Here is a 12,101-nt window from a genome sequence, read left to right on the forward strand (position 1 = left end):
TCGTCATGAACGGCGCCGGGTAGTACACGCGACCGAGCTTGCCCTCCTTGCGGATCTCGATCTTCGAGGCGATCGGGTGGATCGACGAGGTCGAGTTGTTGATGTAGGAGATCGAGCCGGTCGGCGGCACCGCCTGCAGGTTCTGGTTGTAGATGCCGTGCTCCTGGATGCTGTCGCGCAGCTCCGCCCAGTCCTGCTGGGTCGGGACGAACTTGCCCGCGAACAGCTCCTTGACCTTCTCGGTCTCGGGCTGCCAGGCGCGCTCGATGTACTTGTCGAAGAACGCTCCCGACGCGTACGTCGAGTCCTCGAAGCCGTCGAAGGCCTCGCCGCGCTCGATCGCCAGGCGGTTCGACGCGCGAAGCGCGTGGAACAGCACCGTGTAGAAGTAGATGTTCGTGAAGTCGATGCCCTCTTCCGACCCGTAGAACACGTGCTCGCGCGCCAGGTAGCCGTGCAGGTTCATCTGGCCGAGGCCGATCGCGTGCGACCGGTCGTTGCCGTCCTCGATCGAGCGCACCGAGCTGATGTGGCTCTGCGTGCTCACCGCGGTGAGAGCGCGGATGGCGGTCTCGACGGTCTTGCCCAGGTCATCGGCGTCCATCGCCAGGGCGATGTTCATCGAACCGAGGTTGCAGGAGATGTCCTTGCCGATCTGGTCGTACGACAGGTCGGTGCTGTACGTGGTCGGGGTGTTCACCTGCAGGATCTCGCTGCACAGGTTGGACATGTTGATGCGGCCCTTGATCGGGTTCGCCTTGTTCACCGTGTCCTCGAACATGATGTACGGGTAGCCCGACTCGAACTGGATCTCGGCGATGGTCTGGAAGAACTCGCGCGCGTTGATCTTGGTCTTCTTGATGCGCGCGTCGTCGACCATCTCGTAGTACTTCTCGGTGACCGAGATGTCGCCGAAGGGCACGCCGTAGACCTTCTCGACGTCGTACGGCGAGAACAGGTACATGTCCTCGCCCTTCTTGGCGAGCTCGAAGGTGATGTCGGGGACGACCACGCCCAGCGACAGCGTCTTGATGCGGATCTTCTCGTCGGCGTTCTCGCGCTTGGTGTCGAGGAACCGCATGATGTCCGGGTGGTGCGCCGAGAGGTACACGGCGCCGGCGCCCTGACGCGCGCCGAGCTGGTTGGCGTAGCTGAAGCTGTCTTCGAGGAGCTTCATGACCGGGATGATGCCGGAGGACTGGTTCTCGATCTGCTTGATCGGGGCACCCGACTCGCGGATGTTCGACAGCAGCAGCGCCACGCCGCCGCCGCGCTTGGACAGCTGCAGCGAGGAGTTGATGCCACGGGCGATCGACTCCATGTTGTCCTCGATGCGCAGCAGGAAGCAGCTGACGAGCTCGCCGCGCTGCGCCTTCCCGGCGTTGAGGAACGTGGGGGTGGCCGGCTGGAAGCGGCCGGAGATGATCTCGTCGACCAGGTCGATCGCGACCTGCTCGTCGCCCTCGGCGAGCGCGAGGGCGGTCATCACGACGCGGTCCTCGAAGCGCTCCAGGTAGCGCTTGCCGTCGAAGGTCTTCAGCGTGTAGCTGGTGTAGTACTTGAACGCACCGAGGAACGTCTCGAAGCGGAACTTCTTCGAGTAGGCGAAGTCGTTGAGCTTCTGGATGAACTCGAAGGAGTACTGGTCGATGACCGCGCCCTCGTAGTACTCCTTCTCCACCAGGTAGTCCAGGCGTTCCTTGAGCGAGTGGAAGAACACGGTGTTCTGGTTCACGTGCTGCAGGAAGTACTCCCGAGCGGCGCGCTTGTCGGCGTCGAACTGGATCTTGCCGTTCGCGTCGTACAGGTTCAGCATCGCGTTCAGCGCGTGATAGTCGAGCCCCTCGTACGCGGGGTTGACCTTGAACTCCACCTGCTCCGTCACCGACTGCTCTTCGAGTGCGCTGTCCACCATCGTTCCAATCCGTCGCTCACGCGATCGACATCATCCGGCGTGCCGAATACCTCCAGCCGGTACAAGTGCGGCACATGACACTTGCGGCTCACGATCTCCCCGGCGAGGCAGAACCCCTCGCCGAAGTTGGTGTTCCCCGCGGAGATCACTCCGCGGATCAGGCTGCGGTTGTGCTCATCGTTGAGGAACCGGATCACCTGCTTGGGAACGGCGCCCTTCTCCTCGCCGCGCCCCTGACCGCCCCCGTAGGTGGGGGTGACGAGCACGTACGGCTCGTCGACGACGATCTGCTCGTCGTTTCGGTGCAGAGGGATGCGGCGGGCAGGAAGCCCGAGCTTCTCGATGAAGCGAGCGGTGTTACCCGAGACGCTCGAGAAGTAGACCAGGAGCGGCGCTGCGGTCGCGACTGCGCTCATGGCCGGTCACACTCACGCCAGACGGGCGGCGAGCTCGTCGATCTTGTCGGGACGGAAGCCCGACCAGTGGTCCTCGTCGGTGACGACGACCGGTGCCTGCATGTAGCCGAGCGCCTTGACCTGCTCGAGCGCCGCGGCGTCCTCGGAGAGGTCGTGGATCTCGTACTCGATGCCCTTCGCGTCGAGCGCGCGATAGGTGGCGTTGCACTGCACGCAGGAAGGCTTGGTGTAGACCGTGATCGACATGAATTCCCCTCAATCTCAGCTGTTCTCCGGCAGACCCCCCACCGGGACTTCAATACTACATATAGGGACGGACATTGCGACCGACCACTAGGGATAGTAGTTACATCCGTGTAGTTTTCCACCGCTCTCCCCATGTTCAACACAGCTTCTCCACGGCTTCTTCCACAGCCGGGAACGGCTCGGAACAGCCCGCGAACCGCGTGTTCTCGCGGCTTCCGGGGTCGGTCGCCGGATCCATCCACAGGCCGCACGCTACGCCGCACCACCGACATCCGATTTCCTGTGGAGAACGCTCTTCGGCGTGTCGCGGCGTGTCGCGGCATCCGACACCTCGCGCGCCGCCGCGCGCCCCGGATAGGGTTCTCTGGTGGCGGGATATCGGGACCTTCTTCGCACGCCGGGAGTCGGCCGCATGATCGCGGCGCAGCTGGTGGCGCGCTTCCCCAACGGCATGACGAGCCTGGCGATCCTGATGCACGTCGAGCAGCAGTCCGGCTCCTACGGCGCCGCGGGCCTCGTGCTCGCCGCGGCATCCGTCGGCCAGGCCGTCGCGGGCCCGGTCACGAGCCGCTGGATGGGCGCCTGGGGCATGCGCCGCGTGCTCACGCTGACCCTGTCCGTGTGCGTCGCCGCCGTGCTCTGCCTGGCCCTGCTCCCGCTGAGCATCGCCGGCTACATGGCGTTCGCGATGGTCGCCGGGCTCTCCACACCTCCCGTGCAGTCGGCGGTGCGCACCATCTACCCCAAGCTCGTCAACGCGGGCCAGCTCACGCCGCTGTTCTCACTGGACGCCTCGCTGCAGGAGATCATCTGGATCGTCGCCCCCGTGCTGATCACGATCGTCTCCACCCAGGTCGGCACCGTGCAGGGTCTGCTGCTGGTCGCGATCATCCTCGCCGGCGGCGGCACCTGGTTCATCCTCTCCCCCGAGGTCGGACGCGTGCGCATCCCGCGCAGCAGGCGCGCGTTCGGACGCGTCGTCCTCAAGCCGCCGGTGCTGCTGGCGACAGTCATCGGCTTCCTCCTGATCGGAGCATGCTCCGCGGTCGAGGTGGGCGTCGTCGCCACGTTCGGGCACGGCGGGCTGGAGGCTGGGCTCGTGCTGGCGGTGTTCTCGGTCGGCAGCCTGGCCGGCGGCCTGGCGTTCGGCCACATCCCCATCGGCCCCTGGGCGATGGCCCGGCGACTGCTGATCGTCACGGTCGGACTGGGCCTGACCATGGTCACGCTCAACGTGTTCTGGATCGGCGGCACCCTGCTGCTCGCGGGCATCGGCATCGCCCCCGCCCTCGCCGTGCTCTTCGCGATCACCACCGCGAGCGTGAAGTTCAGCGAGACCGCCGAGGCGTTCGGCTGGGCGGGCACCGGGCAGCTGATCGGCGCCGCGGCGGGCTCCGCGGTCGCGGGCATCCTCATCGACGCCGGCGGACCGACCGGCGCGTACCTCGCCGCGGCACTGTTCGCCCTCGCCGGACTGATCGTCTCGGTGGTCTTCGTCCGCGCCTTCCCCGACCTGCGGCACCGCGATCCCAGCCCCTACCCCGACACCGAGACGCTCTCCATCCCCACCGTCCGCCCCTGACCGTCCGCGCCCGATCCGCGCGGCATAGGCTGGGCGCGTGAGCACCTTCGACGCCGCAGCCCTCCTCCCCGACGACCTGCTGGAGCGCATCCGCGAACGTGCCGCGGTGCACGACCGCGAGAACACGTTCCCGCAGCAGGACCTCGACGAGCTGAAGCAAGCCGGATACCTCTCGGTCCTCGTGCCCGCCGAACTGGGCGGAGCGGGCCTGGGACTCGAGCAGGCGGCCCTGCTGCAGCAGCGCCTGGCCACCGCATCCCCCGCCACGGCGCTCGCCGTCAACATGCACCTGGTATGGACCGGCGTCGCGAAGGTGTTCAGCGACCGCGGCGTGCCCGGGCTCGAGTTCGTGCAGCGCGGCGCCGTGGCAGGCGAGGTCTTCGCCTTCGGAATCAGCGAGGGCGGCAACGACCTCGTGCTGTTCGGCAGCGACACGGATGCCGCGCCCCAGCCCGACGGCGGCTACGCCTTCACGGGCACCAAGATCTTCACCTCGCTGGCGCCGGTCTGGACGAAGCTGGGCCTGCATGGCCTGGACACGACCAGCGCGGATGCCCCGAAGCTCGTCTTCGCGTTCATCGACCGCACGGATGCCGTGGTCACCGGCGACGACTGGGACACGCTCGGCATGCGCGGAACGCAGAGCCGCACGACCCGCCTGAACGGCGCGATCGCCACGCCCGAGCACGTGGTGCGCCGGATCGACCCCGGCCCCAACCCGGATCCGATCGTGTTCGGCATCTTCAGCGTGTTCGAGATCCTGCTCGCCTCGGTGTACACCGGCATCGCCCGGCGCGCCCTCGATCTGGCCGTCGAGACTGCGCGGAAGCGCCTCTCGAAGAAGTCGGGCACGACGTACAGCCAGGACCCGGACATCCGCTGGCGGGTCGCGGGCATGGGACTGGCGTACGACGCACTGCCGCCGCAGATCTCCGCTCTGGCCCGCGACGTCGACGAGCTCGCCGATCACGGACCGCGCTGGTTCACGCTGCTCTCGGGCGTGAAGCATCGCGCGGTCGTCATGGCCAAGCAGGTGGCCGACGAGGCGATGCTGGTCGCCGGCGGCGGCTCGTACTTCTCCTCCAACGAGCTCTCGCGGCTGTACCGCGACGTGCTGGCCGGGCAGTTCCACCCTTCCGACCCGGAGTCAGCGCACGCCACTGCCGCAACTGCCTGGCTCGGGCCGCTGGAGAGCTGAGACCTTCGATCCGCTGACCCTGAGCATCCGGGAGCAGGAGGATTGCCGAGACCAGGAGGATTCCGAGCGGAATTCTCCGGCATTCAGCAATCCTCCTGTGTCGGGTGATGCCGCCGTTCGGCCGCTCAGCCGCCCGCCATCGTGCGGGCGATGTCGGTGGCCGAATCGCCCGCCCGCTTGAGCACGACCGCCACGAGCGCCAGCGACGCCAGGGTGAGCACGAGCATGATGGTGGAGACCGCGGCGATCTCGGGGCGCAGACCGCTGCGCAGGGCGCTGAGCACGTACACCGGCCACGGCGTCGTGCCCGACACCTGCACGAACGCGGAGACGATCGTGTTGTCCAGTCCGAGCGTGAACGAGAGCAGGAAGCCGGCCAGCACCGCCGGCATGGCCAGCGGCAGCGTGACCTTCACGAAGGTGCGGAACGGCGGGGCGTAGAGGTCGGCGGATGCCTCCTCCAGGCTGGCATCCAGTCCGACCAGTCGCGCCCGCACGATGTACGACACGATGGCGATGGAGAACAGCGACTGCCCGATGATCAGTCGCACGCTGCGCCCCGAGATGCGGATGTCGCCGCTGTCCGGGTGCTCGAAGCCGGCGATCATGCGCAGCGTCGTCGTCTTGCCGCATCCGGACGGACCGAGCAGGGAGAGGAACTCCCCGGGCCGGATGCTCAGGGACAGGTCGTCGACGGCGGTCGACTCGCCGTAGTGCTTGGTGACGCCGGCGATCTCCACGCCACCGGACGCGGTGCCTGCGTCGGGTGCGGTCGCCGCCACTGCGATATCGGCCATGAAACCTCCACGATGAGATTCGAACAGCCGTCAGTCAACCGCAGTCCCTCGTCGAGGCACAGCGAAAAGCGAAGAAAAGAAGCAGAATCCCGACGATATCCGTTGCCAAGGCATTCTGCGGCAACGGAATTTGCGCTACTTGCGGTCGAAGTCGAAGGCCTTCAGCAGCTCGCCGACGGCCTGCTCGCGCTCGTCGCCGCCCTGCTCGAACATGTGCGTCACGTGCGTGCGGAGGTGGTTCTCGAGCAGCAGGCGGTTGAGGGATTCCAGTGAGCGCTGGACGGCACGCGACTGCGTGATGATGTCCATGCAGTAGTCCTCGTTCTCGATCATCCGCGCGATGCCGCGCAGCTGACCCTCGAGGATGCTGGTGCGGTGCAGTGCGCGCTTCTTGATGTCGTCGATCACGTTAAGAGAGTAGCCCGGGTGCTGGATCGCCGAGCCGAGCCGCCCTGGGTCGCTGAGCTTGTCCCCCTGAGTCCCTGAGCCGGGCCCACGCGCCCCGGAGGCTCAGTGCGACGCGAAGCGATGGCTGGAGTGGGGCCTGGGGATCGAGGGGCCGCCTCTCTCAGGCCGTCCTGTCCTTGGGTCGCCAGAACGACTCGTCGAAAGCACTGATCGGCTGAGGCCGATCCTTGCCAGTGAGCCCGTACGGATTGAGCCCCTCGAAGAGTTCGCCCAGATCCGCCTCCAGCACGCCGGCGACCTTAAGCACTGTGACCAGTCGCGGGTTCCCCTCGCCCTTCTCGATCACGCGCAGATTCGACTCGTCCAGCTCACACGCAGCCGCCAGCCCGCGGATCGTCAGCAAGTGCTTGAGCCGGAGGTCGGCGAGTCGCTTGCCGAGCACGACACGCGGATCCTGAGGAGTTTCGGACACTCATCCTTGGTAGTTCCCGCACGTGAGAACACGAAGCGTTATTCCCGCTAGGTTATAACCGCGTGGTTATGTCCGCGTCCCGGTGCGTGCAGGAGGAAGAACATGTCGGAGTCAGTTGCGTCAGCGCTGCTGAATCCGATCCTCAACGGCCCGTACGAGCCCCCGGGCGAGCACTTCGTCATCGGCCCGAACGGCCCCACCGGCGAGAAGCGTGCCGGGCGCCGTCCCAGCGAGTCGTTCATCCCCATCCCGCAACAGCGCAAGGGCCGCGGCAAGGTATCCCCGCCCGCTCAGCAGCTCGAGATCGACTTCGACCTCACCGGTGAGCGCCGTGAGGTCAACGACACGATCAACGGTCTACGTCGCGACGTGGAGCTGTGGCGCACGCGCGGATATGACGGTGTGACTCCGATCACCCGCAAGCTGCTGCTGCACTGGGCGGATGCCGACCGTGAGAACCGCACGCTGTTCTGCCAGCGGGATGCCGCAGAGACCGCGATCTTCCTCACCGAGGTGGCCGGCCGCCGGGGATACACCGACTGGCGGCTGCGCATCGATGCAGCGAACGCAGAGCACAACTCGGGGCTTCCTCGCGTCGCACTGAAGATGGCGACTGGTACGGGCAAGACCGTGCTGATGGGCATGCTGATCGCCTGGCAGACGCTGAACAAGCTCGCCGCCCCGCGAGATACGCGATTCGCGAAGAACTTCCTGCTCGTGGCCCCCGGCATCACGATTCGCGACCGCCTGCGAGTGCTCCTGCCTGCGAACGAGGACAACTACTACGACCAGCGCGAGCTGGTTCCGGCGGATCTCCGCCCGAGGCTGAACGAGGCGCGGTTGGTGATCGTCAACTACCACCAGTTCCTGCCGCGTCTGCGCAAGGAGTTCGAGGGCGTTTCGAAGACGACGAGGGAGATGCTCGCGCCGGGCGAAGGCGACCGCTACGTCGAATCACCAGCCGAGATCGTCAGCCGGGTGCTGCGCGACCTGGGCAAGAACCCCGGGCAGATCGTCGTGCTGAACGACGAGGCCCACCATTGCTATCAGAGTCGCCCCATCACGACGGGCAAGCTCAGCAAGGATGACAGCGATCGCAACCAGGACGCCCGGGTCTGGTTCCGAGGGCTCGAGGCGATCCGCAATGCTAAGGGTTACGGACTGAAGCAGGTCTTCGATGTCTCGGCAACGCCGTTCTATCTCGGAGGGTCGGGATGGAACGAGGGGTACGTCTTCCCGTGGACCGTCAGTGATTTCTCGCTGATGGATGCCATCGAGTCGGGCATCGTGAAGATACCCCGCCTGCCCGTCGATGACGACGCCATCGGCGACGAGGTCACCTTCCGCACTCTGTGGACGCATGTCGGCGACAAGCTGCCCAAGCGCGCGTCGTCCGTGCCTGACAACTGGACTCCCCCGGAAGAGCTGGAGGCTGCGCTGCGCAGTCTGTACCGCAGCTACGAGCGTGAGTACGCACGCTGGGAGCAGACGTTACGCGATCACGGCGAACCACCGCCCGTGATGATCCTGGTGTGCCCGAACACGCTCGTCTCGCGCCTGATGACGGAGTGGATCGCGGGCAGGCAGGTCGACCTCGACGGCGAGACGCACCATCTCAACGGCAATCTCGAGTTGTTTGACAACGTGGGCGGAACGGGATGGCGAAGCCGCCCGCGCACTCTGCTGGTCGATTCGGTGGCGTTGGAGTCCGGTAACTCGCTGCCCAAAGACTTCCTCGCCGCGGCTGCGCCCGAGATCGAGAGGTTCAAGGACAGCTGGCGTCGACAGCATCCTGGAGCGGACGCCGAGCAGCTGACCGAGCAGGATCTGCTGCGTGAGGTGATGAACACGGTCGGCAAGCGCGGCATGCTCGGCGAGCACATCCGCTGCGTCGTCAGCGTCGGGATGCTCACCGAGGGGTGGGACGCCAACACCGTCACCCACATCCTCGGCATCCGCGCGTTCGGCTCACAACTGCTGTGCGAGCAAGTGATCGGCCGCGGCCTTCGCCGACGGAGCTGGGCACTCAACGAACAGGGACGCTTCGAGCCGGAGTACGCCAACGTCTACGGCATCCCGTTCGCGTTCATCCCCGGCGAGCGTGCCGGAAGGGACCCGTTGCCGGCGCCGCCCGCGATCGAGGTCGGCAGCGTGGAAGGCCGCGAAGAGCTGCGCATTCGATTCCCGCGGCTCAGCGGGTACCGCATCGAGATGCCCGACGATGAGCTGTTCCTCGACACCAGTAGGGCCGAGCCGTTCCGCGTCGACCAGAGCCAAGTGCCCACGAAGACGGAGAGCGCGGGCATCATCGGCGAAAGCGACTTCGACGACTTCAATACGGATGCCGAGGGGCGGCGCAATGCACGCGTCGCGTTCGGCCTGGCCAGGCGACTGCTGACCGACCACTTCGCAGACGGCGGTGCCAACCCGCGGCCGTGGCTGTTCCCGCGGCTGCTCGGATTCGCGCGTACGTGGATCGATGAGGTGCTGGAACTGGGACCCGGCTTCGAGGCGTGGCATCTGACCCGCAGCGAGAGCGAGATGCGGCGCGCGGCGGAGGCTCTCTCCCGCTGCATCTTCTGGCAGGGCAACAACCGGCGCGAACTAGTGCAGCCGATCTTCGACCGTTCGGCTCCTGTCGGTGACACCGGCGACGTGCGCTTCGTGACCCGTAAGCGGGTATACGAGACGAGGATGAGCGAGATCAGCCACGTGACGCTCGACGGGCGAGACGGCAACACGTGGGAGAACCTGCTCGCGTACGAGTGCGAGATGCTCGCCAATGAGGGCGTCGTGGCGTCGTACGCGAAGAACGACCGACTCGCGTTCGACATCCCGTACGTGCACGAGGGCATCACCCATCGGTACGTTCCCGACTTCCTGATCAAGCTCACGCCCGACCCCGATGACCCGGATGCCTTGGAGAGGACTCTCATCGTCGAGGTCTCCGGCGGCCAGAAGAACCAGCGACTTCGCGCGGTGAAAGCCGAGACCGCGCGCAACGTCTGGTGCGTCGCGGTGAACAACCATGGCGGCTTCGGTCGCTGGGGTTACCTCGAGGTCGACACGATGATCGGCCTGCAGGGTACGTTGCGCGAGGCCGTCAACAACCTGTACGCGGATGCCGCGATCATCGGCGATCCCGAGAATCTGAGCTTCTCCCCTGCCCGTTCAACACGCCCGACGCGGCATGTGCGATTCACGGAGGACGACCATGGCGCGTAAGCCGGCAGCTTCAGGGCCAACGCCCGTCGAGGTGTACAAGCACGACGAAGCATCACGTCCGAACATCCCGACCGCGGATGGTGCGGACCGCTGGGTGGATCCGGAGACTCTGGAGCGTGAGCCCATCGTGTACGCCCGTTTCGCGGGAGTCGCGGCGGAGCGCGCTTCGCGCAACGAGGCGCTCGATCCTCAGCTGGTCTGGCGCGGCAAGGATCAGCAGGACGACGATGATCTGGTCATCGAGGCTCCTCCGCTGTATATCCAGGAGAAGATCGATCCGCGGGTGCTCGTGGAGAACCTGCGCACGACCGCCGCTCAAGGCGAGCCGCAGCCCGAGGCCACTCTGTTCGATCTGTTCGACGGTGAGCTCGATGAGCTGCAGCAGATCGAGTACTACCAGCACGCTGCAACGTGGTCGAACCGGATGATCCTCGGCGACTCCCTACAGGCCATGGGCTCCCTCGCCGAGCGCGAGAGCCTGCGCGGCAAGGTGCAGATGATCTACATCGACCCGCCGTACGGGATCAAGTTCAACTCCAACTGGCAGGTGTCCGCGAGCAAACGCGACGTCAAAGACGGCAAGGACGCTGCCCGCGAGGCCGAGCAGATCAAGGCGTTCCGCGACACCTGGAAGGACGGCATCCACACCTACCTGTCGTACCTGCGGGATCGGCTGGTCGTCGCGCGGGATCTACTGACCGAATCGGGATCGGTGTTCGTGCAGATCGGTGATGAGAACGTGCACCTCGTTCGTGGACTACTTGATGAGGTATGCGGTCCGGAGAATTTCGTCAGTCAAATCTCAGTGCGGAAGACAGCCACACCCAGTGCCACCCTTGATGACGCATTCTTCTATATCCTCTGGTACGCGAGAAGCCTCGGAAGTCTGAAATACCGGCAGCTGTGGCTACAGCGCGACGCCAAAGACTGGTTCAAGAACACTCCGGGCGGCTCATGGGGGATCGAGCTCGACGGGGTCCGTCGTCCGACATTGCCCTCGGAGAAGTCGGACCCACGCAATCTTCCGGATGGGGCGCAGATCTATGCGTTGTCCAAACTGAACTCAGCCGGCGCCACAAAGAGCCCGCAGGAGTTTACTTGGCGCGGCAAGAGCTATCACCCCGGCGCGTCGAATCACTGGAAGACGGGCCTAGACGGATTGCAAAGGCTTGATTGGGCGAATCGACTCGAAGCTCGCGGTGGCCCGCCTTGGTTCGTCCGATTCCACAGCGACAATCCGCAGGTGCCGCTGACGAACCTCTTCGAAGGCACAGCAGGAAAGTCTGAGGCGGCGATCTACGTTGTTCAGACTCAACCAGATGTCATTGAACGCTGCATGCTCATGACCACGGACCCCGGCGACCTCGTGCTCGACCCGACCTGCGGCTCCGGGACAACGGCGTATGTCGCCGAGCAGTGGGGCCGGCGCTGGATCACGATGGACACCTCACGCGTCGCGCTGGCTCTCGCCCGGCAACGACTGATGGGCGGACGATTCCCGTACTACCTGCTCGCAGACTCCGACGAGGGCCGGGCGAAGGAGGCACAGGCGTCGGGCAAGCTCATGCCGCCCGCGCAGACGAAGTGCGACATCCGGCAGGGGTTCGTCTACGAGCGAGTGCAGCACATCACGCTGAAGTCGATCGCGAACAATCCCGACATCCGCGAGGGCATGACTCGCGACGAGATCGACGCGGCCATCAAGAAGCACGCCGACTTCGAGCTGCTCTACGACAAGCCGTTCGAAGACAAGAAACGCGTCCGCGTCACCGGTCCGTTCACGGTCGAGAGCCTGTCTCCGTACCGCACGCTCGATCAGCAGGGCGAGGCGTCGCGCAGCGA

9 protein-coding genes and 1 pseudogene are annotated in these 12,101 nt (G+C 65.7%); 4 read left to right on the forward strand and 6 right to left on the reverse strand.

Translation table 11 applies throughout. The annotated features are described in order from the left end of the window. From nrdE to nrdH, 3 genes are all read right to left on the reverse strand, one after another. Positions 1-1,816: class 1b ribonucleoside-diphosphate reductase subunit alpha (gene nrdE / locus BGN97_RS10570; protein ID WP_292701231.1), on the reverse strand; the 1,816-nt coding region annotated here is incomplete at its 3' end. Between the two features lie 65 nt (positions 1,817-1,881). Further along, on the reverse strand, positions 1,882-2,331 hold the full coding sequence (gene nrdI / locus BGN97_RS10575; protein ID WP_292701081.1) for a class Ib ribonucleoside-diphosphate reductase assembly flavoprotein NrdI: 450 nt from the start codon (positions 2,329-2,331) through the stop codon (positions 1,882-1,884). A 12-nt stretch (positions 2,332-2,343) separates the two neighbouring features. Beyond that, complete coding sequence (gene nrdH, locus BGN97_RS10580; protein ID WP_292701083.1) at positions 2,344-2,577, reverse strand: glutaredoxin-like protein NrdH; 234 nt, start codon at positions 2,575-2,577, stop codon at positions 2,344-2,346. Positions 2,578-2,944: 367 nt separating this feature from the next. Between nrdH and BGN97_RS10585 the strand changes: the two genes are divergently transcribed. Together BGN97_RS10585 and BGN97_RS10590 are read left to right on the forward strand one after the other, a co-directional pair. Then, positions 2,945-4,159, forward strand: a complete 1,215-nt coding sequence (locus BGN97_RS10585; protein WP_292701086.1) for an MFS transporter — start codon at positions 2,945-2,947, stop codon at positions 4,157-4,159. 37 nt (positions 4,160-4,196) lie between these two features. Further along, a complete protein-coding gene (locus BGN97_RS10590; RefSeq protein ID WP_292701088.1) occupies positions 4,197-5,357 on the forward strand; it encodes an acyl-CoA dehydrogenase family protein in 1,161 nt (386 codons plus the stop codon). A gap of 125 nt (positions 5,358-5,482) precedes the next feature. Here BGN97_RS10590 and BGN97_RS18490 read toward each other — a convergent pair whose 3' ends face one another. From BGN97_RS18490 to BGN97_RS10610, 3 genes are all read right to left on the reverse strand, one after another. Further along, complete coding sequence (locus tag BGN97_RS18490) at positions 5,483-6,154, reverse strand: ATP-binding cassette domain-containing protein (protein ID WP_363331425.1); 672 nt, start codon at positions 6,152-6,154, stop codon at positions 5,483-5,485. Between the two features lie 135 nt (positions 6,155-6,289). Next, positions 6,290-6,562 carry a metal-sensitive transcriptional regulator gene (locus BGN97_RS10605; RefSeq protein ID WP_285636413.1) on the reverse strand — a complete coding sequence of 91 codons (273 nt, stop codon included), beginning with the start codon at positions 6,560-6,562 and terminating at the stop codon, positions 6,290-6,292. Between the two features lie 160 nt (positions 6,563-6,722). After that, the gene (locus BGN97_RS10610; RefSeq protein WP_292701092.1) at positions 6,723-7,034 is read right to left on the reverse strand and encodes a helix-turn-helix transcriptional regulator; all 312 of its coding nucleotides are present in this window, start codon (positions 7,032-7,034) and stop codon (positions 6,723-6,725) included. Between the two features lie 102 nt (positions 7,035-7,136). On the opposite strand from BGN97_RS10610, the gene BGN97_RS10615 reads away from it, so the two are divergent. Beyond that, entirely contained in the window at positions 7,137-10,259 is a 3,123-nt protein-coding gene (locus tag BGN97_RS10615; RefSeq protein ID WP_292701094.1) for a BPTD_3080 family restriction endonuclease, read from the forward strand. Then, positions 10,249-12,101: pseudogene (locus tag BGN97_RS10620) on the forward strand (site-specific DNA-methyltransferase); the annotation flags it as partial. The gene BGN97_RS10615 and the pseudogene BGN97_RS10620, both read left to right, overlap by 11 nt.

It is taken from the genome of Microbacterium sp. 69-10, from assembly GCF_001897945.1.
In the GTDB taxonomy this organism is placed as follows: Bacteria; Actinomycetota; Actinomycetes; order Actinomycetales; family Microbacteriaceae; genus Microbacterium.

Bases quoted from the DNA above. Each gene is read 5' to 3' on its own strand.
- nrdI (WP_292701081.1), bottom strand. From the start codon at position 2,331: ATGAGCGCAGTCGCGACCGCAGCGCCGCTCCTGGTCTACTTCTCGAGC.
- nrdH (WP_292701083.1), bottom strand. From the start codon at position 2,577: ATGTCGATCACGGTCTACACCAAGCCTTCCTGCGTGCAGTGCAACGCC.
- BGN97_RS18490 (WP_363331425.1), bottom strand. From the start codon at position 6,154: ATGGCCGATATCGCAGTGGCGGCGACCGCACCCGACGCAGGCACCGCG.
- BGN97_RS10615 (WP_292701094.1), top strand. From the start codon at position 7,137: ATGTCGGAGTCAGTTGCGTCAGCGCTGCTGAATCCGATCCTCAACGGC.